Annotated in this window: 23 protein-coding genes and 1 tRNA gene; 10 read left to right on the plus strand and 14 right to left on the minus strand. The window is 44.0% G+C overall.

All coding sequences use genetic code 11. The features are described from left to right. Window positions 1-126 precede the first annotated feature (126 nt). Window positions 127-801 carry a class I SAM-dependent methyltransferase gene (locus tag ACY8DX_RS14160; RefSeq protein WP_462405481.1) on the plus strand — a complete coding sequence of 225 codons (675 nt, stop codon included), beginning with the start codon at window positions 127-129 and terminating at the stop codon, window positions 799-801. A gap of 148 nt (window positions 802-949) precedes the next feature. Then, the gene (locus ACY8DX_RS14165) at window positions 950-3,052 is read left to right on the plus strand and encodes a 5'-nucleotidase C-terminal domain-containing protein (RefSeq protein ID WP_462405482.1); all 2,103 of its coding nucleotides are present in this window, start codon (window positions 950-952) and stop codon (window positions 3,050-3,052) included. Window positions 3,053-3,317: 265 nt separating this feature from the next. Here ACY8DX_RS14165 and ACY8DX_RS14170 read toward each other — a convergent pair whose 3' ends face one another. From ACY8DX_RS14170 to ACY8DX_RS14185, 4 genes are all read right to left on the minus strand, one after another. After that, window positions 3,318-4,139 carry a PP2C family serine/threonine-protein phosphatase gene (locus ACY8DX_RS14170; protein WP_462405483.1) on the minus strand — a complete coding sequence of 274 codons (822 nt, stop codon included), beginning with the start codon at window positions 4,137-4,139 and terminating at the stop codon, window positions 3,318-3,320. After that, window positions 4,126-4,584 carry an HIT family protein gene (locus tag ACY8DX_RS14175; protein WP_082197048.1) on the minus strand — a complete coding sequence of 153 codons (459 nt, stop codon included), beginning with the start codon at window positions 4,582-4,584 and terminating at the stop codon, window positions 4,126-4,128. The genes ACY8DX_RS14170 and ACY8DX_RS14175 overlap by 14 nt, the downstream gene beginning before the upstream one ends. Before the next feature lie 98 nt (window positions 4,585-4,682). Further along, window positions 4,683-5,639, minus strand: coding sequence for a cation diffusion facilitator family transporter (locus ACY8DX_RS14180; protein WP_049670359.1), 957 nt, complete (start codon window positions 5,637-5,639; stop codon window positions 4,683-4,685). Window positions 5,640-5,663: 24 nt separating this feature from the next. Next, window positions 5,664-5,975 carry an ArsR/SmtB family transcription factor gene (locus ACY8DX_RS14185; RefSeq protein ID WP_049672825.1) on the minus strand — a complete coding sequence of 104 codons (312 nt, stop codon included), beginning with the start codon at window positions 5,973-5,975 and terminating at the stop codon, window positions 5,664-5,666. A gap of 453 nt (window positions 5,976-6,428) precedes the next feature. Here ACY8DX_RS14185 and ACY8DX_RS14190 point away from each other — a divergent pair. Then, a tRNA-Lys gene (locus ACY8DX_RS14190) sits at window positions 6,429-6,501 on the plus strand. Window positions 6,502-6,781: 280 nt separating this feature from the next. Here the strand turns inward: ACY8DX_RS14190 and ACY8DX_RS14195 are convergent. Both ACY8DX_RS14195 and ACY8DX_RS14200 read right to left on the minus strand, forming a co-directional pair. Further along, window positions 6,782-6,931 carry a hypothetical protein gene (locus tag ACY8DX_RS14195; RefSeq protein WP_462405484.1) on the minus strand — a complete coding sequence of 50 codons (150 nt, stop codon included), beginning with the start codon at window positions 6,929-6,931 and terminating at the stop codon, window positions 6,782-6,784. A 9-nt stretch (window positions 6,932-6,940) separates the two neighbouring features. Continuing rightward, complete coding sequence (locus ACY8DX_RS14200; RefSeq protein WP_462405485.1) at window positions 6,941-7,723, minus strand: MBL fold metallo-hydrolase; 783 nt, start codon at window positions 7,721-7,723, stop codon at window positions 6,941-6,943. 82 nt (window positions 7,724-7,805) lie between these two features. Here ACY8DX_RS14200 and ACY8DX_RS14205 point away from each other — a divergent pair, with 82 nt between their 5' ends. Genes ACY8DX_RS14205 through ACY8DX_RS14215 form a run of 3 tightly spaced genes read left to right on the plus strand, consistent with a single transcriptional unit; the run spans window position 7,806 to window position 9,173 of the window. Further along, window positions 7,806-8,270: a hypothetical protein gene (locus tag ACY8DX_RS14205; RefSeq protein ID WP_049670356.1), complete on the plus strand. Its 465-nt coding sequence runs from the start codon at window positions 7,806-7,808 to the stop codon at window positions 8,268-8,270. A 2-nt stretch (window positions 8,271-8,272) separates the two neighbouring features. Next, on the plus strand, window positions 8,273-8,677 hold the full coding sequence (locus ACY8DX_RS14210) for a ribosomal maturation YjgA family protein (RefSeq protein ID WP_049670355.1): 405 nt from the start codon (window positions 8,273-8,275) through the stop codon (window positions 8,675-8,677). Next, the gene (locus ACY8DX_RS14215; RefSeq protein WP_049670354.1) at window positions 8,667-9,173 is read left to right on the plus strand and encodes a GNAT family N-acetyltransferase; all 507 of its coding nucleotides are present in this window, start codon (window positions 8,667-8,669) and stop codon (window positions 9,171-9,173) included. The genes ACY8DX_RS14210 and ACY8DX_RS14215 overlap by 11 nt, the downstream gene beginning before the upstream one ends. On the opposite strand, the gene ACY8DX_RS14220 is transcribed toward ACY8DX_RS14215, so the two are convergent. The 5 genes from ACY8DX_RS14220 to ACY8DX_RS14240 all read right to left on the minus strand — a co-directional run bounded on the left by ACY8DX_RS14220 (window position 9,165) and on the right by ACY8DX_RS14240 (window position 12,207). After that, on the minus strand, window positions 9,165-10,175 hold the full coding sequence (locus ACY8DX_RS14220; RefSeq protein WP_462406952.1) for an aldo/keto reductase: 1,011 nt from the start codon (window positions 10,173-10,175) through the stop codon (window positions 9,165-9,167). The genes ACY8DX_RS14215 and ACY8DX_RS14220 overlap by 9 nt on opposite strands. A gap of 9 nt (window positions 10,176-10,184) precedes the next feature. Next, window positions 10,185-10,703, minus strand: a complete 519-nt coding sequence (locus ACY8DX_RS14225) for a YfiT family bacillithiol transferase (RefSeq protein WP_049670352.1) — start codon at window positions 10,701-10,703, stop codon at window positions 10,185-10,187. A gap of 120 nt (window positions 10,704-10,823) precedes the next feature. Continuing rightward, entirely contained in the window at window positions 10,824-11,285 is a 462-nt protein-coding gene (locus ACY8DX_RS14230) for a hypothetical protein (protein WP_462405486.1), read from the minus strand. A gap of 25 nt (window positions 11,286-11,310) precedes the next feature. Further along, window positions 11,311-11,607, minus strand: a complete 297-nt coding sequence (locus ACY8DX_RS14235) for a hypothetical protein (RefSeq protein WP_049670350.1) — start codon at window positions 11,605-11,607, stop codon at window positions 11,311-11,313. A gap of 33 nt (window positions 11,608-11,640) precedes the next feature. Further along, window positions 11,641-12,207 carry a GNAT family N-acetyltransferase gene (locus tag ACY8DX_RS14240; RefSeq protein ID WP_439802067.1) on the minus strand — a complete coding sequence of 189 codons (567 nt, stop codon included), beginning with the start codon at window positions 12,205-12,207 and terminating at the stop codon, window positions 11,641-11,643. Window positions 12,208-12,290: 83 nt separating this feature from the next. Here ACY8DX_RS14240 and ACY8DX_RS14245 point away from each other — a divergent pair, with 83 nt between their 5' ends. Beyond that, window positions 12,291-12,692, plus strand: coding sequence for a GNAT family N-acetyltransferase (locus ACY8DX_RS14245; RefSeq protein ID WP_462405487.1), 402 nt, complete (start codon window positions 12,291-12,293; stop codon window positions 12,690-12,692). Window positions 12,693-12,724: 32 nt separating this feature from the next. Here the strand turns inward: ACY8DX_RS14245 and ACY8DX_RS14250 are convergent, their stop codons facing one another. Both ACY8DX_RS14250 and ACY8DX_RS14255 read right to left on the minus strand, forming a co-directional pair. After that, the gene (locus ACY8DX_RS14250; protein WP_462405488.1) at window positions 12,725-13,390 is read right to left on the minus strand and encodes an HAD family hydrolase; all 666 of its coding nucleotides are present in this window, start codon (window positions 13,388-13,390) and stop codon (window positions 12,725-12,727) included. A 17-nt stretch (window positions 13,391-13,407) separates the two neighbouring features. After that, a complete protein-coding gene (locus tag ACY8DX_RS14255; RefSeq protein ID WP_439802060.1) occupies window positions 13,408-13,863 on the minus strand; it encodes an NUDIX domain-containing protein in 456 nt (151 codons plus the stop codon). A gap of 158 nt (window positions 13,864-14,021) precedes the next feature. Between ACY8DX_RS14255 and ACY8DX_RS14260 the strand changes: the two genes are divergently transcribed. Further along, entirely contained in the window at window positions 14,022-14,528 is a 507-nt protein-coding gene (locus ACY8DX_RS14260) for a GNAT family N-acetyltransferase (RefSeq protein WP_462405489.1), read from the plus strand. On the opposite strand, the gene ACY8DX_RS14265 is transcribed toward ACY8DX_RS14260, so the two are convergent. Further along, entirely contained in the window at window positions 14,529-15,284 is a 756-nt protein-coding gene (locus ACY8DX_RS14265; protein WP_439802058.1) for an SDR family oxidoreductase, read from the minus strand. A 136-nt stretch (window positions 15,285-15,420) separates the two neighbouring features. On the opposite strand from ACY8DX_RS14265, the gene ACY8DX_RS14270 reads away from it, so the two are divergent. Both ACY8DX_RS14270 and ACY8DX_RS14275 read left to right on the plus strand, forming a co-directional pair. Beyond that, window positions 15,421-15,969, plus strand: coding sequence for a copper resistance CopC family protein (locus ACY8DX_RS14270; protein WP_462405490.1), 549 nt, complete (start codon window positions 15,421-15,423; stop codon window positions 15,967-15,969). Between the two features lie 2 nt (window positions 15,970-15,971). Continuing rightward, complete coding sequence (locus ACY8DX_RS14275; RefSeq protein WP_462405491.1) at window positions 15,972-17,066, plus strand: copper resistance D family protein; 1,095 nt, start codon at window positions 15,972-15,974, stop codon at window positions 17,064-17,066. Window positions 17,067-17,397 lie beyond the last annotated feature (331 nt).

The following is a 17,397-nucleotide window of genomic DNA, read 5'->3' on the forward strand; positions in this document are numbered from 1 at the left end:
ATCCACGAATAGTAATCCATTCCCTTATCCGGTAAAAAAGAAACATATTAGAAAGCTAGCACCTTCCATTGGAAACAAATGTTAAAATGGTTGTTATAGAATTCATAACAGGAGATGAAGCTTAAGATGAAGCCATATAATTGGGAGAATGAATACAAAAATAGTGAACTACTATGGGGATTAAAGCCGAATAGCACATTAATGCAATATGCTGAGCTCGTTCCAGCGGCTGGCAAGGTGCTCGATATTGGCATTGGGGAAGGAAGAAATGCCTTCTTTTTTGCCCAAAAAGGATGTGCCGTTGAAGGGATCGATCTATCAGAAACGGCCATTGAGCGTTGTAAAACTCTTTCAAAACAATATCAACTTAATATAGAAGCACATGTCGAGGATGTAGCAACGTTTGACATCAAGCCGAATCAGTATTCTCTGATCATCCTCTCAAATGTGCTCAACTTCATACCTGAACCAAAGATTGCCCCTCTTCTCGACCAAGTCAAGAGAGGCTTAACAGAGGATGGCTTCGTCTATGTGAATGCATTTGATATAGACGAGCCTAGCAGGCAAAAGGCTGTGCGCGAATATGAACGATTAGGAGAAAACTCCTTCTTCATCCGCAAAAATGGAATGTACATACATTATTTTAGGAAAGGAGAACTAGAAGAATATTTTCGTACCTACAAAACGATTAAAACGGGTTATTCCTATGCCTTAGATCTGTCCCACGGGGAACCGCATTATCATAGTACGATTGAAATACTAGCCCAAAAACAACGAGGCTTAGACGACATAGATTTTTAAGAAATAAGAAATACTATGTCGGATACAGAAAATTCAGTAGGTCTATTTCCTTATTTTCCCTAAACTTAATGTCGAAGCTCTCTAAAACTATTTATAATCGGAATTGAGGCCATGAAAATGGTCATATTGAATAAAAGGGGAGCGGTATATGAAATTTCGATTAAAGTTCTATCGTATGATTGCCACGTTCACAATGATTGCGGCACTCGCCGGAACATTGATTGTACCGGCAGCTGGAGCGAAGACAGCTGACCGGCAAGGTGAAGCTGGCTTTATTCAGGAATTGGGGATTTCACAGCAAAGCGTCAAGAAACAAACCTCCATCACCCGTGCTGATGCAGCAAGCTTGATGGCCCGTGCCTTAAAGCTTGATAAGAAAAAAGCACCGAATGCCGGGTTTACCGATGTACCAAAATCATCCCAGAAGGCTATTAACAGCCTGGCTTATGCCGGCATCCTTGAAGGAAAGAACGGCAAGAAATTCGGAAGCAATAATCTGCTGACACGCGGAGAACTCGCCGTCTGGATTGCGAAAGCGTTCGATTTGAAAGGAAGCACGGAAATTCATTTCACCGATGTACCAGCAAAGCATAAAGACCTGATTGGCGCTGTCATTCTATATGATATTGCTGATGGAATCTCTGAAACAAAATTTGGCTACAGCCAAAGAGTCAGCTTGTCCGAATTCCTAACGATGCTCCAATCAGCCATTAAAGCACCTGACTATCAGCTGCGTGTCCTTCATGTGAATGATACACATGCCAATATTGAAAACACACCACGACAAATCAGCGCGATTTATGACCACCGCAAAGGAAACACGAACAATTTACTGCTTCATGCCGGTGATGTATTCTCCGGTACCTTATATTTCAATGAATTCAAGGGTCTGGCTGATCTTGAATTGATGAATCTCGCCGGATTTGATGCAATGACATTCGGCAACCATGAATTTGACCTTGGAAGTGAGGCGCTGGCACCCTTTGTGCAAAAAGCCCAGTTCCCATTCGTAAGTGCAAACGTTGATTTCAGCGCGGATACACTTATGAAGAACCTTGAGCTAAATACGTACACCAATAAACCAAAGAACGGCAAAATCTATGACGGCATCATCAAAAACGTCAATGGGGAGAAAGTCGGCATCTTCGGTTTAACCACTGCTGAAACAGCCAGTATTTCAAGCCCTGGGGACGTAAAGTTTGATGACTATATCTCTTCAGCTAAAGCATCCGTGAAAGCTCTTAAGAAACAAGGTGTTGATAAGATTATCGCCCTCACTCATATCGGCTATAATGATGGCGGCGGGGATAATGACCTCGAGCTTGCCAACCAAGTTGAAGGCATCGACGTCATTGTCGGCGGCCACTCTCATACACAGCTTGATAAGCCTGTTGTGGTCAAAAAGTATAAAGAACCGACTGTCATCGTCCAAGCAAACGAGTATTCTAAATTCCTTGGCGAGCTTGACGTCAGCTTTGATAAAAAAGGAAAGGTCATCGCCTATGAAGGTGAGCTCATCAGCGTTGATGCCAAGAATGCCGATGGCTCCTATATCTTTGCAGATGATCCCGTAGCCGCGCAAATTCTAGCTAAGTACAAGCCAATTGTTGACGCAAAGAAAAATCAGGTCGTTGGCTCCACAACCGTTGACCTGATTGGAGGCAACCCTGCCGCAAGAACCGGAGAGACAAATCTCGGAAACTTGATTGCGGACGGCATGCTGGCTAAAGCCAAAACCATCAACCCGAATACCGTGATTGCCCTGCAAAATGGCGGCGGAGTCCGGACAACCTTGAAGGCTGGACCGATCACATTGGCAGACGTGATGACTGTGCTTCCGTTCAGCAACGCCCTAGCGATTATGGAAATCAGAGGATCTGAGCTGAAAACAGCACTTGAGCACAGCGTGAAAGATGCACCTGCAGCAAGCGGCGGCTTCCTTCAGGTTTCAGGCATGCGCTTTACGTATGACAGCTCCAAGCCAACTGGGCAGCGTGTTCAAACGGTCGAAGTACTGCAAAACGGTGAATACAGCGCCCTCTCTGACACAGAAACCTATTATGCAGCCACGAATATCTTCACCGCTAAAGGCGGAGACGGCTACAGTGTCTTTGCGGACATTTATGCTGACGGACGTGTAAGTGAGCCAGGCTTTGTTGACTGGGAGATCTTCTCTGACTACATTCAATCCTTCCCAGACCAAACCGTTGCACCGGGTGTGGAAGGCCGAATTATAGATGTTAAACAATAAATAGGTTTTATAGATGAGACTGATCCTGAAGACGGCATTGGCTTCTGGATCAGTCTTTTTATGTGGAGTTGAAATTATGCAGCGATAGGTAATGAGAATCTCTGTCGGCTTTCGCCCTTAAATGAAGAAAGGGCGATGATTTCATTCAGAAATCATCGCCATCCAAGTACGAACAATCAGAAAAGACAAGCTAAGGTTCATTTTTTAACCAAAACCCGGATTTTTTATAAGATATTTGCTAAAAACCAACCCCTTGATGACATTTTTACTTTTCAGAGCCTCTGAAATCACTCGGCATTGTCACTTCCTTCATCACATCGACTGTCCATGTTAGGATCGTCGTACTGTCCCTCACTCCATTTTCCTGGATAGTCTTTAACATTGAAAGCACATTATGTTGTTCCCCTTCATCATCAAATGATTCCGTAATTCTCATAGGATCAGCAAACGGTTCATTCGGGCATTCGACCAGACCATCTGTTGTGAGAAAAAGGCGGTTCTCTCCTTTCCTCAATTCCCTGATTCCCGTACTGTAGCATGGAACCTCCTGCTCGAACGTATTCACTTGCCCAATCCATTCATAGAACTGCCGCTGATTCACCTGATATTGGCCGAGCGCAGCCAAGTCTGGATGGAACAGATAAAGAAGGCAGTCTCCAACAGAAAACCACCATATATACTTATCCTTTCTCACCAATATTAAGCAGGCTGTTTCCCCTTGTACTTTTCGGCAAATGGATAGGAAATCTGGCGATTGAAACATACATACAATCTTCTCTTCTATCTTTTTAAAGGTTTGCAGAACAGTTTCAGATAATAATAGCTTTTGAATTTGACTTTTTTCACGGGTAAACAGTTCAATCATTTGTTCCGCACTTTCTGCTGTGTTATGCGCATCTACTATCATCGTGAATTCCCAATTCTCATCAGAATCCACCCAAATGAGGCATCCATCCTCATTTTTATACTGGCCTGCACTGGAATTCCCGCCATAACGTCCAACCACAATCGGTCCTATCTGATGGACAGTGGGCTTATCCAGAAAAGCTTCGATGCTTCCAACCCAGCTTAATTCATTCTTGCTCATATGGATGTTCCTCAAGATAACTGGCTATACGACGGCATAGTTCCACAACAGCCTGATTCCTTCCCATCGGAGCCTCTTCCCAATCGTACACATCCATGGGTCCCCAATATTCTTTCGGGGTATTCGGATAGCGTGCAACGAGATGCATATGCAGATGCGGAACGGAATTTCCAGAGACGAGTGAATAAATATGCTCTGCCCCTTCTGACTCCTTCAGTGCTTTACTGACCCTTGACATCATGACACCGAAAGCCTTAGCTTCGTCGATGGTCATCTCTGCTAGTGTCGGGACATGTCTTTTCAAATCAATCATGATATGCCCTAAATAATTTGGTCTGCCGTTCCGGTCAATATGCCCAACATAAAGATACTGGTCTTCATAAATGGCCACTCCAGCCGTTTCGATGTTACCTGCATGCTTCTCACATATAAAACAACTCTTCACAACTATCCCCCCTTATATAGTTGAAAAGAATTTTAACACATCATGCAGAATATTCCATTTGTTTTCACAAAAAAACACGCCACAAAGGCGTGCTTTTCTCAATGATGATGATGGTGATGATGGCCGTGTCCGTCTTCCCCCTTCGCTTTGCAAAGAAGGGAATCCTCATGAAGATGACCAGGGGTTTCGAGCTGGATCGTGACATGCTGAATGCCGATATGACCGAGGTCATGCTCGATATCCTGGAGCATTTTTTCACTTTCTGCAATGGTTAAGTTGCTGTCTACGACTGCGTGGCAGGACATCGCGTTAAATCCGCTCGTGATGGACCAGACGTGAAGGTCATGAATCCCTTTGATGCCCTTCTTCCCTTCAATCGTCTCGATGACGTTCTGAACATCTACATTCGTTGGTGTCCCCTCCATTAAGACGTGCAAGCTGGATTTTGTGACATAATACCCACTGCGAAGCACAAGCACGGCCACAATGACACTTGCAAGCGGATCCGCCCAGCCCCAGCCGAAGAACATCATGAGAAGGGCCGCCGCAATTGCTCCTATCGACCCAAGCATATCACTAAGCACATGCAGGTAGGCTCCGCGCATATTCAAGTTTTCTTCTGTCCCTCCGCCTCTCATCATGAACCAGGCAACAAATATATTAACCAATAATCCGATGATGCTAATCGCAAGCATGCCTGAAGTCGCAACCTCAGGTGGATTGGCGAACCGCTCAATCGCTTCATAAAAAATATAAAGGGCAATTAAGATGAGGGTTACCCCATTCAAAACAGCGGCCAATATTTCAAAGCGTTTATACCCATATGTCTTGCTTTGACTTGGTGTCTTTTCCCCTAACATAAAAGCAAGGAGGGCAATTCCAAGTGATACGGAATCACTTAGCATATGTCCCGCATCTGATAAAAGGGCCAAGCTATTCGTCAAATAACCTCCAACCGCTTCCACAAACATAAAGGCCGTTATAATGATAAAGGATACTAGCAGCACCTTTTTATTCGATGTATGTGCATGTGAATGGTCATGATCATGTCCCATGTAAATCTCCTCCTTGATGTTTCTTTAATGATGGGCAGCATGTTCGATTGCCTGCATTAAAAGATGCATAATATGATCGTCATCCTTAGAATAGTATAATGTCGTGCCCTCTCTCCTGAATTTCACTAAGCGGAGCTGCTTCAAAAAACGCAATTGATGGGATACGGTTGATTGCCCTAAGTTTAGAAGATCGGCAATTTCTGTGACGGAATGTTCCTCTGTACAAAGCAAATTCAAGATACGAATTCTTGTCGGATCACTCAACGCCTTAAAGGTTTGTGACACAAGAAATAATGTTTCTTCATCCAAATCTCCACAAGGTTTATTTTCCTCCATCAAGATAAGTTACACCTCCAGCCTGCTACTATTTATATGTGAATATATGAGTATGTGTTCATATATAAATTATATGCCTCTTATCTCGTCTCATCAACCCGATTAGTGAAATAAATGAAGGTAATAATTCGTTCATAATAAAAAGGGGCAAATTCTAGTTTTCACCGAATTTGCCCGCATAATTCATTTTATTGTTGAGTTAGAATTGGTTTATATCGGAAAAAGCGTCCCCAACTCGATTTCCCTTTTTGCTTTAGAGAATCCCTATAATCATGATGGAAGCGAAAAATCACGCTATAAACATTTTTTAGGCATAATATCCTTTTGGTGTTTATCACGGTGAAAACGCTTCATTTTCAACCCCTTTATCCTTCCAAATGCTCTAAAAATTAACACAAGCAATTATTTTGCAAATCTTATTACGCTATGTATATAATAAATACATAATCTAACGGGGTATTAGCTTAGCTGGTAGAGCAGTTGACTCTTAATCATCAGGTCGTAGGTTCGAGTCCTACATACCCCATTCATAAAGAAGGAGCCGATTCTTATTAAACGAATCGGCTCTTTCTTTATCCTCAAATCTTTTCTCTCCTCTGTTCTCAACGATTCCCTCTGCCAGAATCAGTGATTTTCATACCTGCACCATTCTTTTCCATAACGCCCCACGCCTTGTGTGAAGGCCCGCACCACCCATTGACATTTCCCTGGAAATATATTCTCCCTTTTGCGTGGTACTTATCTTATAGATTTAGTTACCCCTTAAATAAAACCTCTAAAATATCGAGTAAATTCTTTCCGAACTCCTATATTTCGCCACAACGGTAAGCCGTCATTAAATTAGCCCTGATTCCATTTATGCCCTTCCAATCAGCAAATTCCTTAGGCATTTCCAATCGAGAAAGGAACGTCTCCATATCTTCATTCTTTTCATGTGCTTCCTTTGCCTTATCCATTAAAAAGCTTTAATAATGAAGCAGATCCTCACATAAAGATTGATCGCCTGCGTTTCCATGTCCAGGCACATAGGTCTCAATCTCCATTTGTTTTACGCTTTGCAAAATGGTTTGAAGCTGAATCGGGTCTACAATAGGGAGATGTAGCCTTTCCGTCAGCAGATCGCCCATGAAGGCGATTTTCACATCGGGTATGTACATGAACGTATCACTCGGGGTATGGCCTCCCCCGTAACAAACGATTTCCACCTGGCGCTTCGTACCTCTAATCATCAGCTTTTCCTCAAAAATGAAAGTAGGAAGGATGATTTCCAAAATCGGCAGGTCTTCCAATAATTTCGCTATCTCTTCATATTGATTAACGAAGCTTGCCTTCGTGATTTCATCCACTGCTTTCATCTGCTGATTCTTTAGGTGCAGCAGGTAATCCCTCATCTCCTGCTCTTCCTTTTCAAGTTCACCCATTTGGTTTTCAAGACCTAATCTAAGCGTCTCAGAGGTCGCAATGATCGGTACATCCTTAAAGGCTTGATTGCCAAACACATGGTCACCGTGATAATGGCTGTTCACAAGATATTTGACTGGCTTACCTGTTATCTCTTCAGCCTGTCTTCTCAGCTCTATTCCGGCAGAAGGCGTTCCGAGTGAATCAAATACCAGCACCTCTTCCCCTAAATCAACGATGCCGGCATTACTCCACGCTCCTTGTCCCGGCTTTGCCATAGCGGCATAGATTCCATCAGCTAATATATGCAAAGTGAAATAACTTGTCTCTTTTATGAGATTTTCCATCCTGCATCCTCCCTTTCCCACACCCAAACCCTAACATTAAATGGTAAAATGATTGTATAGTCTTATAGAAAGGAGTGATTCTATGAAGCGAATAGCGGTCATTGTCCTCTCCGTTATACTTTGCGGCACCATCTTATCGTATTTCTTTCGTGATACAAGCGGAGAATTTATTGTCTGGGCTGCTCTGCCCTTACTTCTAGTCCTTCTAGTCATAGATAGACAAAAAGATCCATTTTCAGAATTAATTAGACCTCATACATTTTTTATGTCTTCTTTTATGGTGATTATCTGTCTACTCGGAATCGAATTCAATCAGTCTCCTGTTTTTCTGCTTGCTGTATATCTGCCAGGTTGGTTTCTGATTCATGCCTGGCGTGAGCATCTATATGACAAGGAAACCGCAAAAGCCGTCGAGAAAGCCTTTTCCGAGAAAAGACCAGAGGACATTAAGCAGGCCCTTGAATTTCTTGCCTATGATGACCGGTATGAAAAGCTCAAGAACGGACACATATGGTATAATGAGCTTCAAAAAATGATTAAAGAGTGATAATGATGAGTAAAAGGCTGTACTATCTATCGGGCTTCCTTGGCACCATCGTGTTCGGTCTCCTATCAAGAAGGCTCGGAGACATACTGCCGGGCTTTCTGGCAGACCATGCCGGTGATGCAATATGGGCGATGATGGTTTATTTTGGTTTCCGTTTCCTCTTGTCTAACAGGGCACCGGGCTTATCCGTCATACTCAGCCTTTGCTTTTGCTTTGCCATAGAATTCAGTCAGCTTTATCAGGCAGATTGGATCAATGCTATCAGAAGCACAACCATCGGAGCGCTTGTGCTCGGAAAAGGATTCTTGATGATTGATCTTATTCGTTATACAGCCGGAATGGTCATTGCCTATGTGTTGGATCAGATGTTAGTCAAAGATAGAAAAGAGGAGAAAAATGGAATGTAGAAAAGCTGAACACGCTGACCTTTCTCGAATCATGGAAATCATTAAGGATGCGCAAGAAAGCTTAAAGGAGCTCGGAATTGACCAATGGCAGAATGGATACCCGTCTAAGGAAGTCATTCTTCACGATATGGATTGCGGCTATGGGTATGTCTTCCTTGAAGAAGGGAACATCATCGCAACCGCTGCTGTCTCCTTTGACGGAGAAGAAACGTATGAAAGGATCTATGAGGGTGACTGGCTCTCCACAGGGAATTATGCGGTTATCCACCGTTTGGCTGTAGCACGAAATCATAAAGGCAAAGGCCTCTCTCATGAGGTCATGAGGCAGATTGAACTTCTCTGCCTGCACTACCGTCTTCCAAGTATCAAAATTGACACGCATGAAGATAATTCTCCTATGCAGCATGTCATCAAGAAAAACGGATATACGCATTGCGGCGTAATTTATGTAGAGGATGGAACGAAACGGTCAGCCTTCGAGAAATTATTAAATTAGAATGGCCTCTATATTTTCTTCTACATGTTCCTTTCTTTTCATGCCGACCATGGCAGCAAGAATACCTTCTGTTTGAAGGACAGTGGACAAGGCTTGCTTTTTCTCCGGCACGGCTCCTGCCTGCAATGGGGAGCTCACGGTAACATGAATCCCTAATTCATGAGCAGCTTCTATCACGGTCAGCCACCTTCCTTTTACCCGCTGATTCTGAAACTGCCGTGCTTCAGGTTTATCTGGGTTCAGCGGTAATTGGATGAAAGCAAAATGATGCTCTTCTCCCCCTGCTTCTCTCGCACAAGTGATGATTCTTTCAAGTGACAAATAGCCCACTGCCTCAGGCGAACTGATCAGCCCATCCCACGTGGCGATTCCATAATGCCTGATATGCCCGAGTGCCGCCTCATCCTCCAGCTTCATAAACAATCGTGTAAGCTGCCGGTAAAATTCTCTTTCTCCAAGGGGAATCAAGGAATACTCTGGATTGTGCACAAAATAGAGATCGATTGTCTCGATATTCATATGTTTCCGGCTCTCCCCAATCGCGAACTCAAAATAAGACGGGCTCAATACATGCTTATAATGATTCAAGACTTGAATCTCATCCGGTTGAATGATTTCTCTCTTCAGCAGGACTTCACGAAGATAATTCTTCGGCACCAGCGCGGCATCAATATCTCCTGGAAGAATGCCTGCTTTCGTGGAAATGACAATCTCTTCTCTCTTCAAGTGTCCAGCCGCTGCTGCCTCCGTCAAACATTCCCCAATATCCCGCTCCGACCTCATCCCCCGATAATTCAAGGCCGTATCCACCATATTTATGCCTCTATCAACAGCACAAAGAATCGCCTCTTGATAAAGCAGCGAATCCACCCTGTTCATTTCCCCTAAATGCGTGCCAATGGCCAGCGGCGAAACGGAAAACGACCCTGCCTTTCTGCTCATGACGCCCTTTCTTTTAAGAAACGCACCTGATTCCTGTACCTGTGCATACCCTGGAATCATCCCAATCACTCACCAACCCTTCTGCTCAAGCAAGGACGTAATATGGGCAAGATGATGCTTCCCATGCCACGCATACATCCCGATATTTTGATAAGTCAAGACTTCCCCTAAATCTGGATGAATGAATGTCTTCTCCATTTCTGATTGACTCAAGGTACGAAGCAGCTCAGCCCAGCGTTTATGCAACCCTTTCAAAAGCAGCAAAGAACCTTCAACAGAGAATTGATAATCATTCAACTCAGCCCATTTCGTTTCATCATACGTTTTAACGACAGGACTTTCCTCTGTTAATGCAAGCTTCAAGCGAATATAGGCATTCATATGACTATCAGCGAGATGATGAATGACCTGGCGAATCGTCCATCCATCCAGACGGTAGGGCGTATCAAGCTGTTCGTCATCTAAATCTTTTACAGCATCCTGCAGCATACGCGGCAGTTCTTCAATCTCCTTGACCCACTTATTAACCACTTCCATATCCATCTCACCATCATATTGAAACGAGCCGATTGGGTATCTCACATCCATCCTTTATTCCTCCTCACTATGGTAAAATTACCTTATTCTACATCCCTTCCATGAATTCCTTTTCTCAAACCGTCGACCACAAGAAAAAGGACATCAATCCTTCTCGATTAATGCCCTCTATTATTCGATTTTTTCATTCAAACGATGTCTATATTTCTTTGAAACAATGAATTCAGTAATCGGCAAAGTAATCCACGCTAGTCCAATCACAATGACTAAAGGAATATTTTCCAAATCATTCATAGCTGTGAAACCTTCAGATATGAATAAAATGAGAATCATCATGATTAATAAGACGAAGTAGCTGATTTTTGAGCTTAAGAGAGTGATATATTTCTCCCTTTCATCCTTTTCCCCTTCTTGCTTTCCATCTATCTCTCCCCACGTCATCGCTTGAAATAAGAAGCCAATTCCTAGGGATAGAAAGAAGATGGCAGAAGGGTTCAGTGTTTTCTCTGTTAGCCACTCATAGATGCCTGAAGTGCCAATGGCTGTGATAAGCACGATAGAAGCTGCTATACTGATATTTTTGACCGTTAACATGTATTTCTCCCCAATCTTCCTTCTTTCACTCACTAACACTTACATCACCGAACAGAGAAGCCCATCAATAAAAAAGGCCAAACAATAATCCCGCAAGCAAGATCGAGATGCCTTGTATTTGCCAAAAGGCATGAAGTGTTGCTTGCTCCTTCCTTGCCGCTATTGATAGGTGCAGCGAGATACATACGATAGAAAAGCAAACGCCCACACTCAAGCTGGTCAAAGCGAATGGAACAATTCCAGACAGCCTCGTTTGATATAAGAACTCGGATAAAACAAATAGTGGAATCCCAGCCCAGAACCCGGTTGTGGTGATTAAGAGAAAGATTGTCATAAAAATAAGCATGAATGTATGGTACATTCGCATGATATTCTCCTATACAGCTCGACTCTATTAAACATTCCCTTTAGATAATGGAAATTCCTCCTTGAATCTGCTCATAATGAGAGTATCATAGTAGGTTCCATCAGATAACCGCTTATCCTTCTTCAAGATTCCTTCCACTTCGAACCCGTTTTCCTCATAAAGATGGATCGCTTTTGTGTTTGTTTTAAGGACGGTTAACGTGATTTTTTCAAGCCCAATTTCATCTGCCCATTTGATTGACTCTTCAAGTAAGTGTCTGCCTATGCCATGTCCCCAGAATTCTTGAAGAACGCATACCCCAAATTCTGCTCTATGGGCGCTTCTCCTTAAATCATTCCCAATACAGCGGGAGAACCCGGCAATCTGCCCTTTTGCTTCTGCAACTAGGAACAAATGGTTCTCCTTTTCGTCATCTTGCTCTATGATGCGGCTGAATGCCTCGGAATCTAAATAATCTTCACCTCGTTCCCGGTCCATATATACGGTTTCTCCATCAATCCTCAGCCTGACTTCCGCTAATTCCTTTGCATCCTCTTTCCGTGCCTGCCGAATGACATAAGACCATTCCTGTTGATAGAATTCTTTCTGAAACATCTTCAATTATTCACCCCTTCGTCAGCAGGATATCTGCTGATTTTTGTCGAAATAGTAGGTTATCTGAAGGCAGGAGGTGCCATATGGGAGAGATTCATTACCGAAAAAATGACCGGATTACCGCCGAGCAGCTGTCAGAGGTGTTCAAGGCTTCAGGCATCCGAAGACCCGTAGAGGATAAGCCAAGGCTTGAGAGGATGCTCCATCATGCTGATATTCTGATTACAGCCTGGGATAAAGAGCGTCTGGTCGGCGTTGCTAGGGCCTTAACGGATTATAGCTACTGCTGCTATTTATCTGACTTGGCAGTGGACCAAGAGTACCAGCATAAAGGCATCGGCAAGGAGCTGATACAGGAAGTGGAAAGGGAGATTGGCGAAGAAGCTGCCCTTATTTTGCTTGCCTCTCCCATTGCGATGGATTATTATCCGAAAATTGGCTTCAATTGCATTGAAAACGGCTATATCATTCCGCGTAAATACTAAGAGAGATGGGAAATTCCCACCTCTCTTTTTGCTTATTTGAGAGAGCTGATAAATTCAATTACACGATCAAGCTCCATATCCTTCTTTGAATTTAAGCGTAAAACCACTCGTTCATCAAAGATTAATCCCTTTGTGACTTCATTCGGTACGATAACACATGGGATATTGGCACGAATGGCAGCAAGCGAACCATTTGCGGAATCCTCAAAAACAATCGCCTCATCCGGTTTAATGCCAAAATGACTTAATACCTTTTCATACAGCTCTGGATCTGGTTTTACATTTTTGACGTCATCTGATGTACAGATGACATCAAAAAGAGAAATGTCGAGTCCGATGACACCAAGATACTTTTCAATCCATCTTCTAGACGAACTGGAGGCGATGGCTACTTTTAGCCCAAGCTCTTTCCCTCTCTCTATGTATTCCTTTACACCCTCTCTCACACTCTCGCCCTCAACAATTTTTTCAAAAAAGCTTTCCCGTTCAACCATGAGGTCGTTCATATTTAAGTGCGGAACAGCTGCCATCAATGAGGCGTACGGGTCATATGTCGAGATGGTACCGATAATCTTCAGCCATTCTTCTTTCGGGAATGTCACCCCGTATTTTGCATAAAGCTCCTCGAAGGATTTCAGCTCACATGTTTCTGTATCAAAGATCAATCCATCAAAATCAAAAATAATTGCCTTAATCATCCTGTATTCTTCCCCCTCTAATTGATATCGCCCAAGTAGAATGGGCTTTTCTCTGTATTGGTGAGTATGGCTCCAAGCTTCTTTGGATAAACAGGGATAGTCTTGAGCTCTGTTAACGGAATCCATTCCACCCCTACCTGATAATCATCCGGTCTGGTTGGTTGGCCGTGATTCTTCTGTGGACTGGCTAGCTTACATGCAAAGAAAAATTCAACCTGATGGATATCCTTGTCATAGGAGGCATGCTCATGATTCTTTCCAATGTATTCCCGGATATGAAGCAGCTCGCCGATCATGATTTCCTGGCCAATCTCCTCGATGCATTCCCGTTTCAAGGCATCCTCCAATGTCTCGCCATGCTCCTGACCGCCGCCGGGAAACAGGTAGAATAGGACATCTTCATGCTGATTCTTTGTCAACAGTACAGAGCCATCCTTTATAATGACTGCTTTTGCTGAATTCCGTATGGGCATATTAACCTCAACTCCCTTTTCATTACCACACTCTTTTAATCGATTCCTATTCCATCATGCGGAATAGGCTTTTTCGCTGTCAAGCTTATCGTAAAAATATTCGCGCATTATAGTATAATAGATTATACTTGTAATATTTTTCCAAAACGGAGGTCGTCATGATTGAAATTACACTTGCTGACTTAACTCATGTAAAAGGAATTCAGGATGTATGCTCCGCAGGCTATCGCGCAACCTATCCAGACCTGCGATCTGAAGACTATATCGAACGGGTCATTAAGGAATTTTACAATGTGGAGCGCATTGAAAAAGAAGTGACCGAACACTCCCGCGAATGGGGCGGATATTTTGTAGCCGTAGAAAACGGGCAAGTCATCGGTGCTGCAGGAGGCGGAATGGTTCATGAGACACTTGGTGAACTCTATGTCCTCTATCTAGATCCAGGCCGTCGCGGCGAAGGAATCGGCACACTTCTCCTCAATGCCGTCACTGCCCAGCAGAAGGAATGGGGGGCGACTGAGCAGCAAGTAGCTGTAGCCAAAGACAATCAGAAAGCGATTCCTTTCTATGAAGCACGTGGATTCCGATTCATGGCTGAGAAAAGAAGTTATTCCAGCAGTGAACAGGATGGGTATGTAAGCTTGCATTACAGCAGGCGAATTTAATTACCCACGCAGGAATCCTCCCTCCGAATGAATCACCTGGCCCGTAATCCATCCCGCTTCTTCACTGGCTAAAAAGCCAATCAGTTTAGCGGCGTCAGTCGGCTGGCCAATACGGCCCATCGGAAATTTAGGCAATAAATGCTCACGTATTCCTTCATCCATCCAGGTGGAATCAGTCGGTCCCGGATTCACCGCATTAACCGTTATGTCCTCATGCGCGAGCTCTGCTGACAATGTTTTCGTGAAGGCTGTAACGGCTCCCTTCGTGGCTGCATAAGCAAGCTCGCCTGGCATTGGGCCAAGATCCTGCCCAGAGGTGAGGTTGATAATTCTTCCGCCCCGCATTCCGGCTTCTTTTAAGCGGCGGGCAAATTCCACCGAAAGCAGGAAGGTTGTCCTCATATTGACCTGATAATGCTCATCCAAGATGGTTGCATCCAAATTCTCATATCCATCCCGAACGGAATGGGCTGCATTATTCACCAATACGACAGGAATACCAATGGATGATTGAGCGGTATTGAGCAGCTGCACCGCGGCATCCGCCTCAGATAGATCCATCTCTACTCCTTCACACCGCACACCTGATCCCTCCAATTCCCGCTGCAATATACCTATCCACTTCTGGTCCGCCTTCCAATGCGTAAAGAACACATCAAAGCCTTGGCTGGCCAGCTGACGGCAAATAGCGGTCCCAATATCCCTTGAGTCACTCGCACCGGTGACCAGGGCAGCCTTCCTCTGTACTTGTGTCAAAATTGTTTCCTCCTCAATCTTTTAACATGAAACTAGCGGTCTTTCAGTTAGACAATCTCATTTGGCTTTTGATACGATTAGGTTAATTCGTCCACAATCTACATAGAAAACCATAATTTGTCAAGAGGAGATATGTATGAGTAAAAAAATTGCAGGCATTTTTGCCTTAACCTTTCTGTTGTTCACTGATCATGCTTGGGCACACACAGCCCTAAAGGAGTCTACTCCTGCTGCCGGTGATGAAATAACAACGCCCCTTCAAGAATTGACGCTTATATACTCCACGAAGGTGGAAGAAAACAGCAAGGTTACCGTAACCGGGACAGACGGAAATGAGGAACAAATAGAAAGCGTCAGCATCAATCAGGATACCATTACCGTCAAGATGGCAGAGCCTTTAGTTAATGATACCTATGTGGCAGCCTGGGATATCATTGGTGCTGACGGCCATCCAATCAAGGATTCTATTGAGTTCACGGTCAATGTTCCCGTAACAGAGGAAAAAGAGCCAGAAACAGAAGGAATAGAGGAAGAGGCAACAGAGGAAGCAGCACGAGAACCTGAAGTGACAAAGGATCAACAGGCCGAGAACGATGAAGGGTCTGCGGTTATGCCAGTCATCATTGGAGTGGCTGCCATCATCTTGGCCGGCAGTCTCTGGCTAATGGTTAGAAGGAAGAAATAAAGATGCTCATTCTTGTCATCATTAGTCAAGCCCTGCTCTATCTCTGCTTTGCTGTACTAACGGGGAGCTTCATTCTCCTTCTTATTCCATCAGCTTACCGGCCTGAAATCCATATCCGCAAAGCCTGGCTTTTGCTCGCATCCGGAGGAATTGCCTTTCTTTCATTCGTACCGGTTTGGCAAATCATCGCCTACTTATATGATGGAATTAACTTAGGGGCGGTTCTACAATCCGTTCTGTTTACCTTTGAAGCTGGCAAGGCATGGATATTGACTTACTTTATTGCGACCTTCCTGTTTCTATTCCTTGTCTGGTTCGATTATGACAGGAAACCGGGTTACGCCTGGGTCGGTATGGCCATGACGCTCATGCTGATTATTGCGATGGGCTGGTCAAGTCATGCCAGTTCATACGACCAGGTTGTCGGCTTTCTGAGCCACACCATTCATGTAACGGTCGTCAGTATTTGGGCTGGCATTCTCCTTCTGGTCAGCTGGTTTTCAAAAAACCATGCGAACTGGGCCAAGTTCCTAGCCTGGTTCACACCTGTTGCGGTTATTTGTTTTCTTGGGACAGCCGTAACTGGTCTTGTGCTGATGAATTTTGCTATCGAATTCAAGGACTATGTTAACAGCTGGATGCTGCCGTACGGTCAAGCCTTACTGCTAAAGCATCTATTGATTATCCCGCTCTTCCTCTATGCCTTCATCAACAGCCTATTAATAAGAAGGAAAGTGAATGCCTCACCTGAGTGGGATCCGCGCCAATGGGTGAAGTGGGAGAGCGTCATCATCCTGCTGATTTTCACTGTAACCGCCTCATTAGGACAGCAGGCCCCGCCACATGAAGTGACCATTACAGAGAATATGGTGTCCGATATGTTCTTATTATTCTATCAAGGAACCTTCCAAACCAATCTCATCGTTCATTGGGCACCGGGTGGGACAAGCATCGCGCTCTTCCTTATGACCATCATGTTTGCCGTATTAATGATTACCTCTTATATAAGGAAATTCCCTCCCCTTAGTACCTTCTTGATGGGAATGATGGTTGTGCTATGCGGATACTGCGGGTTGATTTGGAGCTTGCAATCGTAGAAGACGAACGATTAGTGTTCGTCTTTTTTTATTGGTTAAACCCTCAGTGCATCTGAAACTCAAACTTGGATTAGTTTTGGCGTTATCCAGGTTAAAAAATCGATAATTTCTTCCAAAAAAGCCTCGGCTTGTCAAAGTTTAATCTTACGGCGTAGAGGAGACTACTTTTCTTCCTTAAATCTAGCTTGCTTCCGGTAGTTTAAGGAAGAAATCCAATCGTTTAAGGGCGGAAATGAGGAGGTATGGGCGAAGATGTGACTCTTAGCTCCATAACCTCTTAGTAAATGAACAGCTCCTCTCCTCTTAAACGATTATTAAAGGTGTAACCGTA

The sequence above is a fragment of the Gracilibacillus sp. Marseille-QA3620 genome (assembly GCF_054950035.1).